Raw genomic sequence first — 23,945 nt, forward strand, 5'->3', positions numbered from 1 at the left:
ATGGGTGTAAGAAATGCTCCTCCACACGCCGGTTCGATGCTCGAGTCGCTTCGGGGGCTCGGCTACGCACCTGCGACCGCACTTGCCGATCTGGTCGACAACTCGATCGCGGCAAATTCGCGCTCGGTCGCCATCCATCTCGAATGGGCCGCCTCGGAGAGCTGGGTTCGGATTACTGATGACGGCGATGGCATGGACGACTCAGCTCTGGAGGTCGGCATGCGGCTCGGCGCACGCGATCCGCGGGCTGAACGCGCCGCCCGCGACCTTGGGCGCTTCGGGCTAGGGCTCAAGACAGCGAGCTTCTCGCAGGCTCGGCGACTGACTGTCGCGAGTCGGCAGAATGGCGGCCCCATTGTTTGCCTGCGCTGGGATCTCGATCTGATTGGCCAGGAGTCGGGCGCAGAATGGCCACTCTTCGAAGGGCCTGCGCCGGGATCGGAGCATCTGCTGGCGCAACTCGACCAGATGGAGCACGGCACTGTCGTTCTCTGGGAGAAGCTAGACCGTATCGTGACCGACGGGTTCGCCGCGAGCGACATGATCGAACTCGCCGATCGTGTAGAGGCACATCTTGCGATGACCTTTCATCGTCTCTTGGGCGGTCAGCAGCCCGAACTTCAACTCCATCTCAACAGCAGAGCGGTGAAACCGTGGGATCCTTACCTGACGGGACATCCTGGGAAAGCGCTCGAAAGCCCCGAGTATCGCATCCTCCACACGACGGGTGTGACGGTTCAATGCCATGTCCTTCCGCATCGCGACATGCTCAAGACCGCCGAACAGGAAGCCGCCGCCGGGCCTGGAGGGTGGACACAGCAGGAGGGCTTCTACGTCTACCGCAACAGGCGCCTTCTCCTCGCAGGGGGCTGGCTGGGCCTCGGCGATGGGGGGAGGCCGTGGCCGCGCGATGAAGCTCACAGGCTCGCTCGCATCAGGCTTGACATACCGAACAGCGCGGACGCCGATTGGAAGATTAATGTCCTGAAGTCGACCGCCAGTCCGCCAGTCCGACTGCGAGCCCAGCTTCATCGTCTAGCATCGGAAACCCGCGACACCGCGAGACGAGTTTTTGCCCATCGAGGTCACATCACGCCGGTTTCGGGTACACGTTCGAACGCCGTTGCAGAGGCTTGGCAGGCGCGGCGCTCGGCGCAGGGGACATCCTACCGGATTGCCCGTGACCATGACCTCGTAGCCTCGATCCTGAACCGCGCCGGTTCGCTAAAGCCCGACATCCTTGCTCTACTCAGGCTCATCGAGGAGACCGTTCCTGTTCAGCGCATCTGGCTGGACACCGCGGAAGACAAGGAGACGCCTAGGACGGGGTTCGCGGGAGCACCCGACAACGAAGTATTGGAGACGTTGTCCTCGATTTTCGAAGCGCTTGTGACGTTTCGCGGCCTCAGCCCGACCGAGGCGCGCGAACGGCTCAGTCGTACGCCCCCGTTCGACCAGCACCTCAATCTGATTGAGGCTCTTGAAGCGAAAGATTCGCAATGACGATTTCGAGCCAGAAGGCTTTCGATTCAATCCTTTCCATGTCGCAGAACATGCTCCGACTTGCTGCGGACCGCGCCAAGAGCTCCGTCACTCCGGATATGATCGGAAAGGAGCTGAACAAGCTCGCCATCATGATGGAGGAAGACTTCGCTCTCGTCGATCGGGACGCGCTCGTTGACGAGCTGATCCGCCGATCAAGCCGCACAGTGGGCGAGAATGCCACCCTCTCGAGCAGCGAAGACCACGTCGCTTGGCTCGCCGCGGAACGGAAAAAGGGGTGGACGTACTGGCAGCGCTATTCTGAGTATATGGAGGCGCGCATCCCGTGGACTGCGCAAGACGCCCTCGATGTGGCCACCGATGAAGTCCTCTCGCAGCTTGAGGATCCGACCCGGGAAGGCGCTTGGGACCGTCGCGGTCTCGTTGTAGGCCACGTGCAATCGGGAAAGACCGGCAACTACACCGGACTCATCTGCAAGGCTGCCGACGCCGGCTACAAGATCATCATCGTGCTAGCTGGCCTGCACAACAACCTGAGGGCCCAGACACAGATCCGCCTCGACGAGGGCTTCCTCGGCTTTGCGACGATCGCTGACGCTGACGAGCTCCCGGCTGTGGGGGTTGGGCTGATCGACAAAGACACGTCCGTCCGCCCCAACGCTGCAACCAATCGAAGCGACAAGGGGGACTTCAACACGGCTGTCGCTGCGAAAATGAATATCAGCCCCGAACAGCGACCATGGCTATTCGTGGTCAAGAAGAACAAGACGGTCCTCGAGCGCCTGCTGCACTGGATTCGCAACCGTGTCGCCAATCACGTCGATCCTGAAACTGGTCGTAAGCTTGTCACCAACCTGCCTCTCCTCGTGATTGACGACGAGTCCGATCATGGATCTGTGGACACTGGCGAAGATGTCGTGGACGAGTTTGGCAACCCCGACCTCGAACATGAACCCAAGACCATCAACAGGCTGATCCGGTCGATCCTCCACCACTTCTCGCGGAAAGCCTATGTTGGCTATACGGCGACGCCGTTCGCTAACATCTTCATTCATGACCGCGGGGCCACACAGGAGCACGGGCCTGACCTCTTCCCCGCAGCCTTCATCACCAACCTCGCGGCTCCATCGAATTATGTGGGACCCGGGCGCGTATTCGGATCGGCCTCAAGTACGCCCGACGACTTGCCCCTCGTGCGCGCGCTGTCGGATGAGGAGTTCCAGCCATGGATGCCGAGTAAAACGACTACATCTCCGGAGATAAAGCCACACAAGAACGGCCATCGTCCTCGTTGGCAGGGAGAGGCTCGCGTACCGGATTCGCTTGCTGAAGCGATCAGATCCTTCGTGTATGCTTGTGCAGTGCGGAAGCTGCGAGGACAGGGCGGCAAGCACTCTTCAATGCTCATCCACGTGACCCGATTTACCTCGGTTCAGAGCGAGGTCGTCAACCAGGTCGCCGAATACCTCAGGGATCTCAAGGGCCGCTATACCCGCGGCATTGAGCTAGCCAACCTCGAAGCGTCCATGCGCAAGGAATATGAAGCGACCTTCCTGCCCGGCATGCGGGTGATCCGCGCTGCCCTCGTCGAAGGGGAAACGCTTGAGGACTTCCCGTGGTCGGACATTTGTGCCGTCCTTCCCGACGTCCTGTCGGACATACGTGTGCGCGAGATCAACGGTTCAGCAAAGGACGCGCTCGATTACGAGGAATATAAGGAAACAGGCCTGAAGGTGATTGCCATCGGCGGCGACAAGTTGGCTCGTGGTCTTACGCTCGAAGGTCTCTGCACAAGCTATTTCCTGCGAACAGCGCGGATGTACGACACGCTCATGCAGATGGGGCGGTGGTTCGGCTACCGCGACGGCTACCTCGATGTCTGCCGTCTCTACACGTCGCAGGAAATGGTGGAGTGGTTCGGCCATATTGCTGACGCCGCTGAAGAGCTACGCCAAGAGTTCGACAACATGGTCGCGGCCGGGGCCACTCCCAAGCAGTTCGGCCTGCGCGTTAAATCCCACTCCGTGCTTACCGTGACCTCGCGGGCCAAGATGCGGAACGCCCGCGCGATGGAGCTGACCTATTCCGGCGATCTGTTGCAGACGATCGTGTTCCCGAATCGGAAGGATTACATCACAGCTAACTTTCAAGCCATCGATCGCTTCATCAGCGCGCTTGGCCCGACGAATGACCTGAACCACCAGCTCTTCGTGCCAGAAGGTCAGAAGTGGAGCGGGCACCTTTGGCGAGAGGTGCCAGCCCTGGGCGTCATCTCGTTCCTCCGGGATTACAGGACCCACTCGGCCAGTTTCCGGATCATGAGTCCTCTGATCGCGGACTTCATCGAGGAGATGAACAAGGATAGGGAGCTCACAAGCTGGACCGTCGCGCTGATCGGGAAGGACAGCGGCCCCGATGAAAAACCCCGCACGGTAGGCGGTCATTCAATAAACATGATCCAGCGCAGGCGTGCGACCGAACATGCGGATCGATACTCGATCAAGAGCCTGATCTCGCCTCGCGATCAGGCCATCGATTTGACCGAAGCAGAGTGGAAGGCTGCGCTCGAACTCAGCCAAAACACTTGGCGCAACGACACGGATCGAAACGAAGGCAAGGAGCCTCCATCCGAACCGAGAGGTCCGCAGATCCGTCGCGTCCTCGGAGAAGGCGTCGCCGAAGCGGGCATTCCGGCTCGCCGGGAACGCGGCCTGCTGTTGCTTTATCTTCTCGACCCGGTCGGAGCCGAGGTTCCGGAGCTTGCGGACGCAGATCCTGTCGCCGCTTGGGCAATCAGTTTTCCGTCAAGCGCTTCCGAGAGGCGGGTGTCCAACTCGAAGTATATCGCTAACAGTGTGCTTTGGGGGGGACTCAATGACTGGGTGGACTGAAGAGGGGCTCGCACGTGCGTGGCGAGCGCTCGCACGCCAGGAAGCCGGCGAAGACTGGCGGTTTGTCCACCTCACCGGAATGGGCGCTGTCTCGGTTGAGGCGGGTTGTCACTTTCCCCTTGGGCGGGAAGCCCTGATCGTTTCCTTTCCGGGATCTTGGCCGATCAATCAGGCACGGCTGCCCGAAGGCAAGGGCTTCGACGTCGCCTGCATCGAGGGTCAGACTGTCTTTGCCGGCAAGACGGCGATCGCCTTGGTGAGACGGTCTGAGGGTTCGCCGGACATCTTCGCCATAATGGTCGTCGATGTTCTGAGGACGCTCGAAGCCGCGGCCAACATCTCGAACCGCGAAGTCATGGATAGCTTCCTTGAACGAGTCAAGGAATGGCAGGAATTCATGGCTCGAACGCACCGCCCACTCTCGCCTGATACACAGATCGGTCTCCTCGGCGAACTGTGGATGCTCAGGCTGCTTGCGGACACTTCCCTTGGAGCTGGCGCTCTCGATTGCTGGCAAGGGCCGTTGCGTGCCGCGCAGGACTTTCGCGTTCGCGGTGGCGCGATAGAGGTGAAGAGCACGGCCCGGACCGGCAGCTTCCTTGCGCGGATCAACAGCATCGAGCAGCTGGACGGTGACAGGGCTCCACTCTTCCTCTGCGCCCTCCGTTTCGAGGAAAACACGGACGGGATCTCGCTCGTCGGGCTCGTGTCCGAACTTCGCGGGAAGTTCGGACTAGCCGGAGTGCAACGCGGTTTCGAGGCGTTGCTCATGGTGATGGGATACCTCGACGAACATGCACCACTGTACGGGCGCCCAATGACATTGAAAGACTCGCGGGCAATCCGCGCGGAAGGAGACATGCCGCGCCTCACGCGCGCCGCACTGCCCGCCGCCATCCGCTCAGCTGCCTATGTGCTCGACCTTGATGCCCTGGAAATCCCCTCAGTCGGGCTTTCGGAGCTGATCGGCGAATTTGGACTGGATTGAAATGAGCCTCGAAGAATTTCACCGCAACTTCCGCGCCGACCTCCAGACAACCGTTGCCGAACGCGTCGAGGCTGGCGAGGGCCCGTTTCCTTCGGACGAGCTCGTCTTTGCGGAAAAGGTAATGGACCATGTCGCGGCCACCAACATCTGTGACGAACCGACTGTTTGTCACTGGAACGGCAAGGTCGGTAACGCGAAGCTTCGCATCACGGGCTATGCCCTGAGCTCCGATGAAACGGCACTCGATCTGTTCGTGACCCACTATTTCGGGACAGAAGAACTGAGCGAGCTCGGGGAACCAGATGCAAAAGCTACCGCCACAGAGGGCGTCCGTTTTCTCCTAGGCGCGGCAAGCGGCAAACTTGATGCGAAAATCGATCCTACCCACCCTGTCCGGGATCTCGTGGCGACAATTCGATCCCGCTGGAACGACATCGATCGGCTTCGGATTTTCGTGATCACAGATGGACGGACGAAGACCAAGCGGTTCGCAAACCAGGAGGTCCATGGAAGGATGGTGGCCGCCGAGGCGATGGACATTGAGAGGCTGTTTCGCCACACCGAGGGCAAGCCGCGGGACGAGCTCGCTATCAGCCTCGTCCAGTCGATCGGTCGACCGCTACCCTGTGTCCATGTCCCCGATCCGGATGCGGACTACGAGTATGCGCTTACCGCAATTCCGGGACAGCTGATCCGCGATCTCTATCTGCGTTTCGGCACTCGTCTGCTGGAAGCCAACGTTCGGACATTCCTTGGAGCCAAGCGTACAGTCAACAAGGGAATTGTCGAAACGCTAAGAAAGGAGCCGGAACATTTCCTCGCGTTCAACAACGGCCTCGTTCTTGTCTGTGACGAAGCGGCATTCGAGCGGTCTAACGACGGGAATCTCGGTCTTTCTTTCCTGAAAGGTCTACAGATCGTCAATGGCGGTCAAACCACTTCCAGCATTTACTTTGCATCGCGCGACGATCGGACCATCGACCTGAGCCATGTCATGGTCCCCGCAAAGATCATCATTCTGAAGGGAAAGCAGGATGAAGCCCGCGAGCATCTGATCAGCAACGTCTCTCGCTACGCGAACAGCCAGAACGCAGTGAAGATGTCCGATCTGTCAGCGAACCGCCCGTTCCATGTCCAGCTTGAGAAACTGGCAAACGACACATGGTGCCCCGACGGCGCGACGAGATGGTTCTACGAGCGTGCGGCCGGCGCCTACAACGTTATGCTGTTGAAGGAAGGTACAACACCTGTCAAACGCCGCAAGCTTCAGGAAATGATCGGCCCACGTCGCAAACTGACAAAGAACGACATCGCCAAGTATCATGAGGCGTGGCGCGGAAGGCCCAACAACGTAGCCCTTGGGGGCGAGAAGAACTTCGTCGAATTCATGACATCTCTCGATGCCGAACCGACGATTGTCCCCAACCCGCTCGACGCGCGCTGGTATCGGGCGATGGTTGCCAAGGTTATTCTGTTCAAGGCGATCGAGGGGCTGATCAAGACGAAGGATGCCAAGGAAATTTTCCGCCAAGGTTATGTAAACATTGCAACCTATGTTGTGTCCATCGTCTCGGATCGACTTGGTGAGCGGCTCGATCTCGAGCAGATCTGGATGCGCCAAGGCATTTCCGGAGGGCTAAAGGATCTGCTCTGGGACTGGGCCGTGATCGTGAATTCGGAATTCAATCGGATCGCCCCGGGGCAGCAATTTTCGGAAGTTGCGAAACGTTCAGATACCTGGTCGAAGATAAGGTCCGCTCAATTCCCAGAGCCGAACAACTCGGTCCAAGAATTACGTCACCTGTAGATCGAATGCTTTTGCGCATAAGTAGTCCACTAGAAATAACTGTGAAATCGTGTCGGGAGAAGGCCAGGTGATTTTGTTTGATAAGGCAAAATCATGGCTTAAACTGATCAAATCTCGATCGAAATACGGCACAGAGCGAGAGAGAAGCCCCGGTCATCTTGCTTACAGAAACAGTGAGCGCGTCGTAGCCAAGACCCACAATCTCGATCGACCTCGCGATGGATCCCCAGACCCCCAGACTGTTGTTGCGATCAACAGAGAATGGTCACAGGGATCCGCCATGGAAGAAATCTTGGTCCCTGATTTCCAAGTCGAGAAGAGCGCACAGGACTACTTCAACGACAACCACGGGGAGCAGGCGCGAGGTACCTTTCACGAGGTTGAAGTCATCCGATGGGACCACGACGAGGCTGACTGGAGCATAGAGGAGTTCGAATTCGAACTCCCTGCCAGTCCGGCAGGTAGGCAACACTCGAAACCGCCGACAGACGGCGGACATAATGAACCTGTGGATGCGGTAGACGGCTCTCGCCAAGGCCAAGATGCGCTGAGGCGGCTGCAAGCGCTTGCCGTGCGGCGGCGCTGGCTGGCGGCGGTGGCGGCGCTTGATAGGGCGTCACAGTCCGCCCCGCTATCCAAGCGTGAGCGAGCGGCGATCGAGCACGTCTTGAACGCCGCGACCACCCTCTCCCGGCACCGGTCCGATGCGGAAGCGCTTCGAGGCCTGCTTCTCGCAGGTCAAAGTCAAGTAGGAGAGATTGATTATCGACCTCCCATCGCTCAACTTAATGAAAGTAGCGCCAAGCCCCCCGCGAAAGACCGCAATCAGCCCACCCGGATGAGGCAGTCGCCTTCGGAGGCAGTGTCACCTACGCAGGAAGAGATTCACTCTTCTGTTACTCGCGTGCGCTCTGCGGCTTCAGACCGCGGCTGGCTTTCTCCAAAATCAATTAGAGCGCTTGAAAAACTTCTCTCTAACAATAAAGTGCTTAGCATATCGGAATCAAATGCTTTAAATTACTTAATAGATCGAAGTGTGGCGGTTTCGGAATTAGAGTGTGACTTGAAAATTCTACGCATGATAATTAAAAAAGGATCGAGACGTATGAGAGAAGCAACTTAACTTAGCGCATTCCGCAATAATTTGGCGATCTGCTGCGCCAGAAACGGGGGTACCGCGTTTCCAACCTGGACGTACTGCTGCGTTCGATTCCCAAGAAACATGTAATCGTCGGGGAAAGTCTGCAGCCGGGCTGCCTCGCGCACAGTCAGACTGCGGCACTGAATCGGAGCGGGATGAATAAAGTAATGGCCATCCTTCGAGATGTGACTCGTGACTGTGGTTGAAGCCTCGCCGGCCAGCTGGACGCGGAAGCGGTCATTGAAGACGCCGCTGTGCCAGTTCCGGTGATCCGGACTGAGCGCTAATGGAAAATCGGCCGCCTTCGGGCTGTAGCGATGCACGCTCCCGAATACCGCGGCGAACAGGTAACGTCCGAGGTCCGACGTCATGTGCCCGCGTGTTTCGTGCTGGGCAATCGCGCGCAGATCGGGCCGCTCGAGCCAACGCAGCAGTTCATCGTCCGAAGCGCCGTAGCTCTCGGGCAGGCGTGACGCTGCCCGAAGCGTCGGCGAACCATCCCTCAGTCGCTTTGAAATGGTTAAGAACTCCTCACCGAGCGGGCTGTCCTTTTCCTTGTAAATGCCGGCCAGCAGCTTTGCTGCATCAGTGACCTCGGTCCGCCACGCAGCCGCATAGTCTAAGCCGCGGCTGATGCCGCTGCGCAGGGCCGGCATCGTGCCGATAGCGTCGCTTACTGTCCGCTTCTTTCCGGAGACGGCGATCTCGGCATCAGCGGCCTTGCCCGCTATATCGGACCGGATGCCGACGATGATCACCCGGTGGCGTCGCTGCGGGACTCCGAATTCCTCGGCGCGGACGATAAAGTCCGCCGGCTCTGCCGCCTCTTTAAGGCTGGCTTTTCCATCCTTTACCCGGATCGCGCGCAGTTCGTAGTGATGACCGTGACCTGTGCCGAGCGAAGACAGATCGTCCATCAACATCTCGAATACAAGGCGGCTCTCAACCGTCGATGAAAGCATCCCCTTGACGTTTTCCATCACGAAGGCTGCGGGCCGAAGCCTGTCGAGCACCCGGATATACTCGCGGAACAGGTAGTGCCGCGCATCCTCTTCGGGCACGTAGCCGGCCTTGCCTCTAGCCCGGGCGCGCCCCACCAATGAGTAGGCTTGGCAGGGCGGGCCGCCGATCAGGATCGTGTCGTCGGACTTCTTCTTCAGCTTGGCGATGGCACTATCGATCGCGGTTGCAGCAGCCTCGGTGCCAAGTTCCAGCGCGCGAGCTTCGCCAGCGGCAAGGCGCCATGCATCCGCGTCGACAGCCGACCAGTCTGGCTCGGGGACCAGTCCTGCATGGAAGTCGATGAACTTACAGGGAAGGGTGTCGTGCCGAGCCTTGTATTCTCGGAGAAACGCGCGCAGCGTCAGAGTTCGGTGGGCCGATGCCTCCTTCTCGACCGAAATACCGATCCGGAATGGCGCAGGTCCGTCCTCGCCCAGAGACGCGAAACCCTCGCCCAGTCCGCCCGGACCAGCAAACAGATCGACAATGCCGAAAGCGGAAGGCAAATCAGGCTCCTGACGAATTTCATTCTGGCGGTGTATACGAGTTTCCAAGACGAAAACCAGGGCACTTGTGGCAGACATCGTGGACCAGCAGACCCGTTCCCGGATGATGTCGGGGATACGGGGAAAGAACACTAATCCCGAGCTGGTTGTTAGGCGGGCATTGCACGCGCACGGCTTTCGCTTCCGGCTTCATTCCATGAAGGTTCACGGGCGGCCAGACCTCGTTCTTCCGAGACATCGCGCAGTTGTCTTCGTGCACGGCTGCTTTTGGCATCGCCACGCGGGCTGTCGTTACGCGACCAGCCCGTCGACCCGTTCCGAATTCTGGCAGGCAAAATTCGAAGCAAACGTCGCGCGGGACCGCGATATTCGGGGGAAACTCTTGGAAGATGGTTGGCGTGTAGCGACTGTCTGGGAGTGTGCCCTTCGGAAACCGGACCAAGTGGCCATCTCAACCGCACTCCTGTCAGATTGGCTGCGATCGGACGAACGTGAGATTGAGATCGGCGATCCCTCGGCATCAGCGCCGTCTAGACCATCTAGTCGGATCGGCTAGCCAAGATTATGCGCTCGAGCCCACCGCCGCGTGTTAACGGCAGTTAGATCCAAGGCCAGCGCAGCGGAGCAAGTGCAGCTCAGTGGCGTGTGATCGGGGCCCTTGCCATATCTAGTTGCTGGGATTGATCAGGCGATGATCTTGCCGGTTTCGGGACCGGCTTCATTTGGCGTGGCCTGGTTTTCCACCACCGCGGCAGTAGCGTCCCGACGGCCGGCGGATTGCGTGAGGTAGTAGCTGTCGTCATTCTGGCTTTCGGGTATCCCGTTCGCGCCTTCGCACTGCTGCCGCAAGTCTCGTACGGTCCCGCAGAGCAGGCCGCCCGGCGAAATCCCCATGCACGGCCCCGGGGCCGCGGCTTCCTGCTCTGGAGGCTTTCGGACCCCGACGCACTCAGCCCGGCCCAAGCTCGCTCGCACAGGCCGGCATCGAAACCCTTCCCAGAAGCAGACTCTGACTGATTGCCGGAAACCGGACGTGCGAGACGGAGGAAACATCTGCAGCTGAAAGCCAACGCGGATTTCATATTACTCAAGAATGGCGCTTGAGGTTCGATATCTTCAGGCGCATCGGCCGCGTGCTTCAAAGCGCACTCTATATTGATGATTGCGTTTCGCGGTTCGTTGCAACTGCGGCCTGCGCCTCCAGCGTCACGGTCAGACCGGCGAAACAGGAAGGCGCGAGATGGCAGAGAGGTCGATCGCAAGCTCTCGCCCGCCCACCTCGTCAGCCCCGATGCGCCGGAGCATGGCTACGAAGGCGTCGGGGTCCGGCTGGCCGAGCGCAAGCCGGTAGTAGAGCAGGTCTTCCAGCATCCTTTCCCTTCGGGCGGAGCGTTGGCTGAAGTGCCAGTCAAAGCTGATGCTGGTCGGTCGGCCGTCTGCAGGCAGCCACCAGCGCTCGAGCCCCGTGCGGTCGCCCTTCACTTTCCGCGCGAGCGATATGAGTTCACCGAACGGGCTCGAGTCTGCGGCAGTCGAAAGTGCCTCCGGCCCGTGATCGCGTGCCAGCGACCGGCGGACGGCGAGGCTACCGTAGCGGGCAATGCGTCCCTCGCGCTGCTCGAAGTCGACCGGATCACCGGGCGGGTCCCAGTGGACGATCCTGCTGCACCACAGGTGGAAGTCCAGACCCTCCTGGCCGATCGAGGTTGTGCAGAGTATGTGGGGCCAGAATGGTGAGTTGAACGCTCGCCGCAGCGCGTCGCTGCGGAACCGCTTTCCTTTCTTATTGCCTCCTTGACGCTTCTCCCCGCCCGCAAACGGCGTCACCGCCTGGACCGGGACACGATGTTTCGCCCTAGCGCGATGAAACTGCACGAGACCTGGGCGATCGAGCAGGCTGGCTGACAATTGATCGATGATTTCCATCCCCTCGGCGTCACCCAGTCGCGAGAGCAGACACATCTGTTCGTCGAGGACTGCCTCGAAGCCTCCCTTCACCATCGCCTCGGCGAGCGCGTCTGGATAGCGCTTTCGCTTCGAGGTCGCCTGGATAAGATTGGCGAAGGCGCGGTGTCCGAGGTAGGGACGCAGGCTCTCCCAGGCGAACCCGAAAACGCGCTGCCGGTCGCGTGAGTGTTCCTGCGGCACATTATGGCGCGTTAGGCATCGCGCTAAGATCGAGCCCGGCGATGACAGTAGGTGCTCGGTCAAGGCGACGATTTCGGCCGGCGATACGCGGCCGATTTTAGGCAGCGTCGTCCAGTTCTCGGCGTTGGCATCCCGACTCGCTCTGGCGGCCAGCGACGACACCCGCTGGAAGGCGAGCCCGGAGATTGCGCGTTCGATGCCTGCCGCAACGATCCAAGTCGGCCGCTTTTCCTGTCCATCGAGCCTGATGCCCCTGTCGCGGAGAAAGGACTCTAGCTGGCGGCGAGCATCCCTCCGGACGCTCGTGAGCGATGCTCCGGCCGACTTGAGCGGTTCGATCGCGAGCGGCAGATTCGGCCATGGCATAAACAAGCCGACGAGCGCCCCAGTCGCGCTGCCGCCAGGACGAAGGAGCGGAGCCGGGGGCTTCTCTTTGGGCTTGCGGACGCCGCCGGACAGGTTGATTGATAGCAGCGCCGAGATTGCGGTCGGCGCGCCTCGCCACCGGCTGAAGAGCAGCGCTTTGCCTGGCAGTGGGCGCCTGCCGGACCACGGTCCCTCCAGCCTCCACCACGCGGCGGTCGGTGGCTGCCATGGCAGCGAGAGATGCGCCGGATCGCCGACCATCCCGGCGAGGAGGCGGAGTTGCGGATGCGCGAAGCGGCCTCTTCCGGTGCCCGCCTCGATTGGTGCCGGCTTCGCGCGCTTCAGTGTCTCCCAGACCTTGTAGCCGTGCATCGTCTGCGCGGGATATGGGATTGAAGTCCACATGGCTGGGGCCCAGCCGGCAAACTCGGTGCCGACCTTCTCCGCGAAGTGCCTGAAGACAACGAGGTCCTGCGCCTCGACCGCGACCTGCGGATTGATGCGCTCGAAGAGATCCCCCTCGTGAACAAGGGCGCGCTCGGTGCGAGCCATCAGCGGCCGAAGAAGTCCCTCGAGCCGCTGCTTCGCCGACAGGACCGACTGGCGGATGCCCTCCTTCGTGCCGGAGGTGCCAAGCGCTTGGTGATAGTCGCGCATCGCGTCCTCGACGGCGGTGCGGTGGCCCTCGTCGTCGGCGAGGAACCCAGCTAGATCGATGAGGGAGCGGTAGTGATCCACTTGGTGGATTTCGTCGCCATCGAGCCGGCGCAGGCGATAAGGGGTCGCGGAGAGCAGCAGCACAGCCGGGCGGTCCTCGCCTCCGAGCAGCGCGTCAATGAGCAGCTGGTGCACTCGTGCGCGCTCTTGTTTGAGACGGACATTCGACAGTTCCGTCTTCGGGATTATAAGATCGGCGTAACGGTGGAATTCGTCGAGGATGACGAGATCGGGCTTGATCATCTTCGAGCGGAGGGCTGCAAGCGCGAGGACCGAGCGGAATCGACCCACGAATTCGACAACGTCGACGTCCTCCCGCTCGAGCCATCCGAGCACAGCCTTCTCGACATTGCCCGACGGGCAGTCGAAGATGTCGCGCATGGCACGCTTAATGCCCACCGCCGTGAAGCCATCGAGGACCCCGCGATCTTCCAGCAGTCGGCGACCACCGCCGGAGCGCTCGCGGTCGAGCCTCTTCACGACCGAGAGCAGTGTTGGGAAGCGATCTAGCGCCGCACGGATGAGCTCGCGCTCCGCCTTGCGTCCGGTCCTCGGACCCGGCTTCCAGCCAGGCAGGCTCGTCTCCGGCGTAAAGGTGAAGACACGAAAGCCTTCACCCTCCTGGGGCAGGTGACCCGGCACGAGCGCCAGGCGATCCCCGCCTAGCTCGTACTCTTCAGCTTCGATGCCGGTGAGCGACACGAACTTCGGCCGGTTCTGTCCAGCGATCTCCAGGCTAGGGCACAGATACATCAAGTTCAGGCGTTTGCGGCTGGCGCGCAGGCGCTGCGCTATCGTTCGCGCGATGACGGTCTTGCCGAGGCCAACCTCGTCCGCGATGAGGAAGCGGCGGGCGCCCGGTCCCGCCAACGCCTCGCTCGCAACCTCGACGGTGCACTTCTGGAAAGCGGCCAAGTCCATCACGCGCCCCCGTGAATGGCGTCATGAACCGCTTGGAGGAATGGCTGCACCTCTGTGAGATCGGCGAGCGCCGCCCGGCGCTCCGCATCGTCAGGCAGCGCCTCGAAGGTCTCGCGGAAAGATTCAAGCATCGCCATCGTGCCGGCGGTCCGCCGCTCGAAGGCCTTCGGGTCGCGCGCCCATGCCGAGAGCATGGTTTCGAGCGTGAACATATCAGGGATCCGCGACGGTTCTCCTGAGGCCGCAGGGGTAGGTCCATCCGACCACCTCTCACCGGCAGTCCCATCAAACCCGTCGAGCTGCGAACGCAGCCAGTCGCGGAACCTGCTCGCGCCTACATAGCGCGCGAGAAGCGCACGGTCGCGGCATTCCTGGTCCAGTCCGGTAACCGGAAGCGACAGGACCCAGCATCGCTGGATCGCCGGATTGTAGAGGCTGGTGGCGCGAAACGTGACGAGCGAGGTCTGCTCACTGGACTTCACTGTCCCCTGAAGCACGCGCAGCCGGCGGACGCCGCTCGGGAGCCCAACCCACGTGTCCGGATCGAGGAAGGGTGAGACTTCGAACCGTGCGGACGCGAGCGCCGCATCGGCATCTTCACCGACGATCAGTGACAGGCCGTCGTCAGCGTAAGCGAGGCTCAGCTCGCTTTCGAGCAAGAGCGAGATCCGCTCATCGAGCTGGCGTTGCGCCCCCTCCTTTTCCGCGAGATCCTCATCCACCCTCGACTTGTCGAACTCAAAGCCAGACTGGACGAAGTCGTGGAGGGAGCCAGAAAGGATTGGGTCTGTGACCTCGAGGATCGCTACCGCCTCGGCGTTCGGGCCGAGCAACCCGCGACCCGTAAAGTTGGCGCTGCCGATCATGAGCGCAGTGCGGCTGCCCTTGCTGACGGCAAGAAGCTTAGCATGGACCCCTGCCGGCGGTTGGTCGGTGAACTCCGCTTCCTTGTCATCCACTTGCTGCTCGACTGACACGGGAATTTCCGGCTCGGGAGCTGAGCCGGTGCGAAACGCGATACCCTTGACCGGTGCGCAATCGCTCGCCGCCATTTCAGTCGTGAGGATAGAGATTGGTTGCGAACCCGCGCGGAGCACCTCCTTCAGACCGGTTCCGTCGATGAACGGGCTTACCGCGCTCGCCCTATCCCCCCGACTGAGCAGCGGCGCCGTGATGAAGGGGCGCATCTCGCCAGGCCGGCGCCACAGCACCCTGCGCACCGAGACGCCGGGAGGAGCCATCCAACGCGCGGTGCGTAGCTCGTCGAGCTCACTAACGTTGAACTCTGCCTCAGCTAAAAGTCCGCGCGCCAATTCCTCGATATCCGGAATGACCCGTGCTGACTTGTCTCGCGAGCTGACCAGCATGAGGCCTGCGTCGAGGTCACGCGAGCCGGTCAGGTTGCGGCTTCCTATCCAGAAGCGCCACTCGATGTTATCACCATCGTATCGCACAAGCGCGACCTTCGGGTGCCAGCTCTGGTCGGTCTCATTCGACACAATGGCCGTGACCATTGTGTCAAGCAGCGGCAGGACCGACCTGTGCGAACGGGGCGCGAGGATCCGGCCCACCTGGTGGATCACTCGCAGCCGCCCGCGCACGCTATCGAACGCCTTGACGAGACCCAGCGGCGAGTTCTCGAACTCCGCCTCCTCGTCTCCGCCGAGCGCGAGGACGAGACCGAGGAGAGCGATGAGGTCCAGAGAATAGGTCGCGACGACCGCTCTGGACACGGACTGCCCGAGGGTCGGTCGCAGCGAACCGAATATTGAGATGCGATTAGTGGGGTGGAAGCCCGTACTCAGCCTCCAACCCGCATGATCATCTCACGCACAACCGGCCAGCGGTAATCGAGCGGCGTGGCAACGCCCTTTCGCCACTCTGCCCGCCGCTTCTCGTTCAGCAGGTAGGCCCGCTCCTGCTTGAGGTCGCGCTCCCTCGCCTCCAGCTCGCGCGAGATGCTGTCGAGCTGTCCATTGGAGCGCACCCATTCGATTACTACTCGGACGAATCGCGTGAGGTTGCTGTCGATACGCGTTGCCGTGCGCAGCGCCTCGACATCGAGCGCGAGCGCGGCGTCACGGTGCTCGGAGACAAGCAGAGGAAGCGCTTCGGCGTGATGTTTTTCGTCGGTACCGTGGTCTGCGTTGCGCTTCTTTTCGACGAGCGCTGCATAAGCGGCACGAGCGATGCACGCAACGGACGCGCCCCTCTTTGCCAGAACGAGGAGTTCCCTCTCCTCGTTGGTCGCAACGCGCCGAATTTCGGAGGACCATAGCGATTCCGAGGTCACGCCGGCCTCGGCGAGCCGGCTGAGGAGTGGCTCCGTCCCCGCATCGCCCGCGGTCCGCCATTTGCGGCGGATGTAATCTGCCTCCAGCGGATGGAGATCGAAGTTCAGCGGTCCGCTCTTCTTCGTCCAACCAAGCGGAGGCGGAGGAATGTCGTCGAAGAGAATAGCTTTAGATATTTTCTGCGTGTCGCTCTCCTCCCGAGAGAGCAGACTCGGCCAGAGCCGCTGCAACTGCGCCTCTGTAGGTGCGCCCCGAATGCCAGCAACGGGGTTCGCCATCCGCCATGAGCGCAGGGCGTTCCAGTAGATGGTGCTGGCGCGGACGACCGGACGCTCCTTAGCCTGATATTTCATCCAGCCGGAAATGCCCGAATTCTGCAACTCGCCGATCGTCCCCATAAGGCGCGTCGAGTAGCGGCGCTCGATTTCGAACAGGCGGTCGCGGTCAAAGCGCTCGCCTGCGCACTCCGCGAGCAGTTCCTGATACGCCCATGCTACAAAGAACACGTAGCGCAGTTGCGCGTGCTGGACCGAGGTACCTGGAAAGAAGCGGTCAGCGAACGCGAAATGGATAGGAGCGAAGCCGAGCTCGTCGCGCGTGCCGTCGGACGACAGCTTCGATAAGAAGCGGTGAGCGGAGTCGCGGTCTGCCTCCGAGAGCATGAACCAGCCGATTGCTGGGTTAGTCCTAGCCATTGTCAGATTGCTGCTTAGTACCGTGCTTCGAAGAGCTTTGTGACCAATCCTTCGTCGGAATCAGCACGATCGAGTGTGACGGATTTCCTGGGACCAATAGCCGCGTCGCCGTGCCGTTCCGGATTCATTTCTGGAGGCCCAGATCGAGCCGTGCGCTGAGGTCGGTGTCGCGGACCATTTGCACGTCATCGGCATAGTCTCGGAGCCAATCTGCTTGCTTGTAGTCGATTCCCAAAAGACAACCCAGTGTAGCGGGCATTATCGGATTCACAGGATTCTCCGGCTGGATCGCGATTCGCTGTTTAATTAAGACGACGGAATGACCCTCAGGCAACCATCAAGAATTCTGCGGCTTTGAAGGAGGATTCGTCTCGACACGTTGCGAGATCTATCCAAAATCGGAGATACAGTGCGCCACGGGTTGAAGGTGGATAGCTCAATAGGGATGCGACCTACTGACATCTCCTGACAGATTGCTCGATCAGGCTCGAGGGCCAGAATCGCGAGGAGGCAATCGCGCAATGCGATCCACGATCATCACGCACGGACAGCTCGCAAGTCGAGCTTTGCGTGTGGAGTTGGCCAAGCAAGGCCAGTTTGGCGTGCTGGTGACCACCTTCGAGGCAGTAGCAGCACGGCTGGCCGGCGGCTTCACGCGTTCGATCGATCAGGACACGCTCCGCAAGGCGCTCCAGAAGGCTTTGCCTGTCACCGATCTTGGCGAGCTCACCGCGATCAAGAGCCTGCCTGGCATGGTCGGCGCCGGCGCCACCACGCTGCACAAGATCTGGAGGGCCGGTATCGATCTCGAAGCACGCGCTGGTCAGCCCCGGATCGATGCAATCGCAGCCCTCCAAGTCGCTGTTCTCGATGAATTGCCCGAAGGCATGCTGCCGCCCGGGCTGATCGTCGAGCGTGCCAGGAAGCGCCTGCAGAATGCTGGGAAGATCCTTGGACCCATCCAAGTGCGCGGCCTCACCGATATGTCGCCATGCTGGCGCCCGCTCCTGCTCGATCTCGCAGAGCATGTCGAAGTTCGATGGATTGCGGGTCCTCGTCATGTGCCCGACTGGCTCGAAGGCAGCCGCGTCATCATTGAGCGCTCGCCGAGCCTGAGCCCCACCTTGCGAGCAATCAGCGCCTCGACTGCGCTGCATGAGGCTATCGAGGCGCTGCGCTGGGCGCGCGAGCTGATTGCGTCGGGACGGGCCAAGCCTTCGGAGATCGCGATTGCTGCTGCCAGCCCCGGCGACTATGACGATCACTTCTTCACGCTGCGCGCCGACGCCAATCTCGATCTGAAATTCGTTCACGGTACGAGTGCGCTTGCGAGCCGCGACGGCCAGGCGGCGGCCGCGCTCGCGGAGATCCTTGTTCGCGGCATCGCCCACTCGCGCATACGTCGGCTCGCCTCGCTCTGTCGCGGCTGCGGTCTCTTCGAGCCGCTTCCGGAAGGCTGGCTCCGCGTAATCCCCGAAGATGCACCGATGGCGACCCCTGCCTCCTGGCAGCGGCTCTTCGCGAGCCTGACGGCCGAAAGCTGGCCGGACGAGGTCGACCATACCGGCGAGCTGCGCAAGCTCGTCGAGACGGTCACCGGATCGCTCGACGATGCAGAGGAGATTGGTCGCGCGGTTCTGCCGCCGACGGCGCTCACGATCTGGCGTCGCGGCATCGAAGCGGGGCCTGTCGTGGCCTTGCCACTCAACCTTGAAGGCCTGCGCTGCCTCGATGATAGCAAGGATGCTCCAGCCTCGATCGCATGGATGCCGGCGTCTGCACTCGCTGCGGCGCCACGCCGCTTCGTCCGGCTGCTCGGGCTGACATCGCGCGGCTGGCCGAGGATGGGCAGCGATGATCGCCTCCTGCCAGATCACATCATTCCGACCAGTGAACTCTCTCCGCTTTCGATCGGTGTCGCCGATCGCCGGGACTTCGAGACCATCGTTGCGACTACCGAGACCGAGCTCGTGCTGTCGAGGCCGCGCCGCGACGGCGAGGGGCGCCTGCTTGGCAAGAGCCCGCTTTTGCATGGACGCGTGCCCGACGAGATCTATCTGCAGCGCAATGACGTGCCGGCGCACGCCATGAGCGAAGTCGATCGCCTGACGGCCAGGTCGACGGAGTTCCGCGTGTCGCCGCTGGCGCGCTCGGCGGAATCCTGCTGGATCGACTGGTTCCGCGAAGACGTCACCGCCCATGACGGCTTGATCCGCGCGCATCATCCCATGATCGATGGCTTGCTCGACCGAATGCAGTCGGCGACCAGCCTCAAGCGTCTGCTGCGCGATCCGCTCGGCTTCGTGTGGCGCTATGGATTCGGCTGGAAGACGCCGCGGGTCGGGATCGATCCCCTCACACTCGACAATCGTGAGTTCGGCGAGATCCTGCACGGCGTCCTGGAAAAGGCGGTTGTCGCCCTCGAGGCCGAGGGCGGCCTGATCAACGCCGATGGCGCGGCCGTGCAGGCTGCCATCGATCGCGCTTTGGCGAGCACCAGACGCGGCTTCGAGGCAGAGCGCGCGGTTCCCCCGGCCGCCATCTGGACGCGGACGCTTGCTGAGGTGCGTGGGCTCGCCGTGGCGATCGTCCGTCCCGAAGACGAGGTTCCGCTGCCAGAGCAGCGCAGCTTCGCAGAGGTGCCCTTCTCCCGCGAGGACGTCGATGCGTCTATCGAGCTGCCATGGGATCCAACTGAGGCCGTCACCGTTCCGCTCGCGGGCTTCCGGATCACGGGCGCCATCGACCGGCTCGACATCTCCGGCGACGGCTCGAAGGTCCGGGTCAACGACTACAAGACCGGCAGGCCCCCGAGATCCGCGGATGAGTACGTGCTCGACGGCGGCAAGGAGATCCAGCGCGCGCTCTACGCCTTCGCCGTGAAGCAGCTGCTCGGCTCCAATATCGAGGTCGAGGCAGCGCTGAACTACCCGCGCCACCGCCGTAGCCTGCCGCTGGAGAACGCTGACGAGGTCCTGGAGCAGCTGGCGATCTTCCTGGCCGCCGCGCGCTCTAACCTGCAGGGCGGGCGTGCCCTGCCGGGGCCGGACACGGCTATCGCCTATAACGATCTGCGCTTCGCCCTGCCGGCGAATGCCGCGAAGTCCTGGTTCAATCGAAAGCGTGCTCCGGCCACGCTGGCGCTCGATGACGCGGCCGCCATCTGGGAGGTCAAGTGATGAACGCCCCCGTTCGTATCCTGTCGGACGAGGCCCAGCGACTGGCTGCCATGACCGAGCATGATCGCTCGCTCCTGGTCGAGGCCGGCGCAGGCTCTGGAAAGACCGCCGTGATGGCGGGTCGCGTTGTCATGCTGCTGGCCGAGGGCGAGCAGCCCAAGTGCATCGCGGCCGTGACCTTCACCGAACTCGCGGCGAGCGAGCTGCTTGCTCGCGTTCGTATCTTCGTCGAGCGGCTCGTTGCCGGCGATGTGCCGGTGGAACTGAAGCTGGCGATGCCGGATGGGCCGTCGGACTCGCAGCTCGCCAATCTGCGGAGCGCGCTCGACACGATCGACGAGATCGTCTGCTCCACCATCCATGGCTTCGCGCAGCGCCTCATCAGCCCCTACCCCGCCGAGGCCAACATCGACCCGGGCGCGGGCGTCGCGGACCGCAACGATGCGGAGCTCGCTTTCACCGATCTGCGCGACGCGTGGATCCGCGAGCGGCTGGGCGAAGGCGGCAGTGAGCTTCTGATCGAGCTTGTCGGCATCGATCCGGCCGAGACCGTGGCATCGATCAACCGTGTCTCGGATGCGATGCGCCAGCGGCGCGACGTGCGGCCGCCGGCAACTCGCCCATTGGCTGAGCTGGTCGAGAGCTTCGTCGCGGCGGTGGCTGGCTTCCGCGCATTCATCGACGCCCCTTCCGTGAGGGATCCAGACACCCCGCTCTGGGTTGCGGACTTGGAGCACATGGTCGGCCAGGCTGCGGCTGCGCGGGCTGCCGCCGGCGCCCGCGCACTCTGCCTTCTGATCCGGATCGAACCCTCCGACCGGATCGCAACCAAGTCGGGCTCCCTGAGGGCCTATCAGAGGCGCACGGCGTGGAAGAATGCGGCGAAGGCCGGCGGCCTGTCCGTCGCCGAGGGAGAGCGACTCTGCTCTGAAGCTGAGACGCATTACGCAGCCTGCAAGGAAGCCTGGGGTGTGCTCGTCGTCGGCGTGGGCGCCCATCTGCTCGCTGCGCTGATGGAAGAGGTTCGGCCTCTCCTTCAGCGGTTCCGGGATTACAAGCGCGAGGCCGCGCTCCTCGACTTCGACGACCTGATCTATGCGGCGCGCGATCTCCTGCGTGATCACGAGCCCGTTCGGGTCGCCTTGTCGCAGCGCTATCGCCGGGTTCTCGTCGACGAGTTCCAGGATACCGATCCGCTGCAGGCCGAGATCTTCTGGCGCCTGTGCAGCGAGGCTCCGACGCCTGAGACGCCCTGGCAGCAGCGCGTGTTCCGGCCGGGCGCTCTCTTCCTCGTGGGCGACCCGAAACAGGCGATCTATCGCTTCCGCGGCGCCGACGTGCGGGCCTATGTCGAGGCACGCGAGGCGATCGCGGCGCAGTCGGGCGACGACGTCCTTTCGATCGCGACCAACTTCCGCTCCTGCAAGTCTATCCTAGAGTTCGTGAACGGCCGGTTCGAGACGCCTCTCTCCGTCGAGAACGACCAGCCGGGCTTCACCGCGCTCGACCATTGGTTCGACGATGTCGGCAGCCATCCTTGTGTCGCCGCGCTCGATGTCTGGGTCGATGAAGACGCCAATGCAGACGCGATCCGCAACGCCGAAGCCGAGGCCGTCGCAGAGACCTGCGCGCGGATGATCGGCAGCGCCGAGGTCACCGATCACAGGACCGGCGAGCGCCGCCTGTGTCGCGCCGGCGATATCGCCCTGCTCGCGCCGACCGGAACCGACCTGTGGCGCTATGAGGAGGCTCTGGAGCGCTACGGCATTCCCGTTGCGACCCAGGCGGGCAAGGGCTTCTTCTGGCGACAGGAGATCCAGGACCTGATCGCGGTCACCCGCGTGCTGGCGGACAGCCACGACACTCTGGCCTTCGGCGCGCTGATGCGTGGACCTCTCGTCGGGCTGACCGAGGAGGAGCTGCTCGATATCGGCTTCGCTCTGCCGGAGCGCGAAAGCGGGCACGGCAAGGAGCGCTTCTCGCTGCGTACCGAGCCCGAGCTCGTCACCCACGCCGTCGCCAGGGAGGTCCTGGAGCGTCTCCAGGGCCTCTGGCGCCGGAGCAACGCTACCACCCCCTATGATCTGCTCTCGCAGGCGGTGGCTGAGCTCCGGATCCGCCCGACCCTGCTTGCCCGTCACCAGGGGCAGGCAGAGCGTGCGCTGGCCAACGTAGATCTCTATCTCGGCATGTCGCGCAGCTACGTCGCTCGCGGCCTCCGGGCATTCGCAGAGGCCATGACCGCTGCCTGGGAAGATGAAGAGCGCGCTGGCGAGGGTCGGCCGGATGCGCAGGAGCAGTCGGTGTCGCTGATCACGATGCACTCGTCCAAAGGTCTTGAATGGCCGGTGGTGATCCCCGTGAACACATCGACGGGGCTCAAGGAGGGCGTCTCGACGATCATCAGCCGCGAGACCGGTCAGCTCTACACGAAGGTCTTCGGCATCGCGCCGGACGGCTTCGCTGAGGCCGCCGATGGCGAGAAAGCCGAGATTGCCCGGGAGCGCGTCCGTCTCTGGTATGTCGCCGCGACCCGGGCTCGCGAGCTCCTGATCGTGCCGCGGCCGTCGTCGGGCGTCGCCAGCGGCAGCTGGCTCGGCGTGGTCGACCTCTCGCTGAGCGATCTCCCCGCTCTAGATCTGTCGGGCTATGAGCCCGAGCTGCCAGCCTCGGCCGCGCCGCGCGCCAACATGCAGACCCGGGAGGTTTTCGCCGATGAGGCGTCCCGCATCGTCGGGGCTTCGCGCAGCCTGCACTGGAAGTCGCCGTCCCGGCATGAGGATGCTGACAAGCCGGAGGCCGTAGATGAGGCCCCCGTCGTGGTCACCGCGTCTGAGGAGGTCGATGCCGAGGCTCTGGCGCCAGCGATCCAAGGTGGGCGCGTCCGCGGCCTGGTGATGCACAAGCTGGCCGAGGAGATCCTGACCGGAGAGGTCGCGGAGGACGCCGCCGTGCTGGAGGCCAAGGCCCGCGAGCTGCTCGCCGAACTCGGAACCAGCGAGGCTGGGAACGCCGCGGAAGGTTTCGTCGCTTCGGAGATCGCCGGCGCGATGTTGCGCGCTCTGCAGCTGCCCGAGGTTCAAGCTGTCAGGGATCGCCTAGTTCCCGAGTGTCATGTCTATGCCTTCGCCAGCGATGGCAACGCCGACACCGTCACCTACGGGATCGCCGACGCCATCGCCTTCGACGGCGCCCGCCCGACGCTTGTGATCGACTGGAAGAGCGACGTGAACCCGGATGCGACGACGGTCCTCACCTACCGGAGGCAGGTGGCGGACTATCTGACAGCGACCGGTGTACCAGTAGGCCTGATCATCTTCCCGACAACTGGCGTAGTTGAAAGAGTGACTCTCTCCACGGCCGCTCGGCGACCTGAGCCGTCTGCAATTGCGATCTAACGACTTAATCGATTCGTCTTTGTAGTCGCTGGCCGGAGAAACTGCGACGGCAGCGAGTGCGGCCCATTTGTCGGGGTGCAGGTTTCGGCTAGGCACGGAGGCTTGGAATTTTAGTCGGGCTGCAAGCAGCTAACCGGATCTCGACATCGAAGCCTTTGATCAAGAGGAGCTACATTTGTCGTTCGTTGGCCCGGACGCTCCAAGACGAGATTGCCGGTGCCGTGGCTAGGCGCCTAGCGCGCAGTAGCCCGAACGCCATCTTCCAGGCTAATCACACCCGCTGCCCGTCGAGCGCGATCTGTTGCACAAACTGGCGTGATTTACTGAGGCGGAGCATTTCGGGCGACGCGAATGCGAGCCAGATTGGCGTAGCCGCATTTGTTGGCTCG

General features: G+C 62.3%; 13 protein-coding genes. 8 read left to right on the forward strand and 5 right to left on the reverse strand.

The window, feature by feature from the left end; all coding sequences use genetic code 11:
* The 5 genes from CE453_RS03870 (at position 1) to CE453_RS28430 (ending at position 8,312) form a co-directional block, all read left to right on the forward strand.
* Positions 1-1,503: an ATP-binding protein gene (locus tag CE453_RS03870; protein ID WP_089173383.1), complete on the forward strand. Its 1,503-nt coding sequence runs from the start codon at positions 1-3 to the stop codon at positions 1,501-1,503.
* Entirely contained in the window at positions 1,500-4,394 is a 2,895-nt protein-coding gene (locus tag CE453_RS03875; RefSeq protein ID WP_089173384.1) for a Z1 domain-containing protein, read from the forward strand. Before CE453_RS03870 ends, CE453_RS03875 begins: the two co-directional genes overlap by 4 nt.
* Positions 4,378-5,382, forward strand: coding sequence for a PD-(D/E)XK motif protein (locus CE453_RS03880; RefSeq protein ID WP_089173385.1), 1,005 nt, complete (start codon positions 4,378-4,380; stop codon positions 5,380-5,382). Before CE453_RS03875 ends, CE453_RS03880 begins: the two co-directional genes overlap by 17 nt.
* Before the next feature lies 1 nt (position 5,383).
* Positions 5,384-7,189: an AIPR family protein gene (locus CE453_RS03885; RefSeq protein WP_089173386.1), complete on the forward strand. Its 1,806-nt coding sequence runs from the start codon at positions 5,384-5,386 to the stop codon at positions 7,187-7,189.
* Between the two features lie 67 nt (positions 7,190-7,256).
* Positions 7,257-8,312 carry a hypothetical protein gene (locus tag CE453_RS28430; protein WP_157732890.1) on the forward strand — a complete coding sequence of 352 codons (1,056 nt, stop codon included), beginning with the start codon at positions 7,257-7,259 and terminating at the stop codon, positions 8,310-8,312.
* Here CE453_RS28430 and CE453_RS03895 read toward each other — a convergent pair.
* Positions 8,309-9,838 carry a DNA cytosine methyltransferase gene (locus CE453_RS03895; RefSeq protein ID WP_210191865.1) on the reverse strand — a complete coding sequence of 510 codons (1,530 nt, stop codon included), beginning with the start codon at positions 9,836-9,838 and terminating at the stop codon, positions 8,309-8,311. The genes CE453_RS28430 and CE453_RS03895 overlap by 4 nt on opposite strands.
* 79 nt (positions 9,839-9,917) lie before the next feature.
* Here CE453_RS03895 and CE453_RS03900 point away from each other — a divergent pair, with 79 nt between their 5' ends.
* Positions 9,918-10,394 (forward strand): very short patch repair endonuclease, encoded by a 477-nt coding sequence (locus CE453_RS03900; RefSeq protein ID WP_282568772.1) that lies wholly within the window; start codon positions 9,918-9,920, stop codon positions 10,392-10,394.
* Between the two features lie 128 nt (positions 10,395-10,522).
* Here CE453_RS03900 and CE453_RS03905 read toward each other — a convergent pair whose 3' ends face one another.
* The 4 genes from CE453_RS03905 to CE453_RS03920 form a co-directional block, all read right to left on the reverse strand.
* Positions 10,523-10,732, reverse strand: coding sequence for a hypothetical protein (locus tag CE453_RS03905; RefSeq protein ID WP_089173389.1), 210 nt, complete (start codon positions 10,730-10,732; stop codon positions 10,523-10,525).
* A 318-nt stretch (positions 10,733-11,050) separates the two neighbouring features.
* The gene (locus CE453_RS03910; RefSeq protein ID WP_089173390.1) at positions 11,051-13,990 is read right to left on the reverse strand and encodes a DEAD/DEAH box helicase; all 2,940 of its coding nucleotides are present in this window, start codon (positions 13,988-13,990) and stop codon (positions 11,051-11,053) included.
* Positions 13,990-15,723: a phospholipase D family protein gene (locus CE453_RS03915; RefSeq protein ID WP_089173391.1), complete on the reverse strand. Its 1,734-nt coding sequence runs from the start codon at positions 15,721-15,723 to the stop codon at positions 13,990-13,992. The genes CE453_RS03910 and CE453_RS03915 overlap by 1 nt, the downstream gene beginning before the upstream one ends.
* A 68-nt stretch (positions 15,724-15,791) precedes the next feature.
* The gene (locus tag CE453_RS03920) at positions 15,792-16,979 is read right to left on the reverse strand and encodes a DUF6361 family protein (RefSeq protein ID WP_089173392.1); all 1,188 of its coding nucleotides are present in this window, start codon (positions 16,977-16,979) and stop codon (positions 15,792-15,794) included.
* A gap of 521 nt (positions 16,980-17,500) precedes the next feature.
* Here CE453_RS03920 and CE453_RS03925 point away from each other — a divergent pair.
* Both CE453_RS03925 and CE453_RS03930 read left to right on the forward strand, forming a co-directional pair.
* Positions 17,501-20,158, forward strand: a complete 2,658-nt coding sequence (locus CE453_RS03925) for a PD-(D/E)XK nuclease family protein (RefSeq protein WP_089173393.1) — start codon at positions 17,501-17,503, stop codon at positions 20,156-20,158.
* Positions 20,158-23,556: a UvrD-helicase domain-containing protein gene (locus tag CE453_RS03930; protein ID WP_089173394.1), complete on the forward strand. Its 3,399-nt coding sequence runs from the start codon at positions 20,158-20,160 to the stop codon at positions 23,554-23,556. Before CE453_RS03925 ends, CE453_RS03930 begins: the two co-directional genes overlap by 1 nt.
* The last annotated feature ends 389 nt before the right edge of the window (positions 23,557-23,945 follow it).

Origin of the sequence: Bosea sp. AS-1 (assembly GCF_002220095.1) — a bacterium.
GTDB lineage: Bacteria > Pseudomonadota > Alphaproteobacteria > Rhizobiales > Beijerinckiaceae > Allobosea.

Coding starts and splice junctions, on each gene's coding strand:
- CE453_RS03885 (WP_089173386.1), top strand. CDS start 5,384: ATGAGCCTCGAAGAATTTCACCGCAACTTCCGCGCCGACCTCCAGACA.
- CE453_RS03910 (WP_089173390.1), bottom strand. CDS start 13,990: ATGGACTTGGCCGCTTTCCAGAAGTGCACCGTCGAGGTTGCGAGCGAG.
- CE453_RS03925 (WP_089173393.1), top strand. CDS start 17,501: ATGCGATCCACGATCATCACGCACGGACAGCTCGCAAGTCGAGCTTTG.
- CE453_RS03880 (WP_089173385.1), top strand. CDS start 4,378: ATGACTGGGTGGACTGAAGAGGGGCTCGCACGTGCGTGGCGAGCGCTC.
- CE453_RS03920 (WP_089173392.1), bottom strand. CDS start 16,979: ATGGCTAGGACTAACCCAGCAATCGGCTGGTTCATGCTCTCGGAGGCA.
- CE453_RS03905 (WP_089173389.1), bottom strand. CDS start 10,732: ATGGGGATTTCGCCGGGCGGCCTGCTCTGCGGGACCGTACGAGACTTG.
- CE453_RS03870 (WP_089173383.1), top strand. CDS start 1: ATGGGTGTAAGAAATGCTCCTCCACACGCCGGTTCGATGCTCGAGTCG.
- CE453_RS03875 (WP_089173384.1), top strand. CDS start 1,500: ATGACGATTTCGAGCCAGAAGGCTTTCGATTCAATCCTTTCCATGTCG.
- CE453_RS03930 (WP_089173394.1), top strand. CDS start 20,158: ATGAACGCCCCCGTTCGTATCCTGTCGGACGAGGCCCAGCGACTGGCT.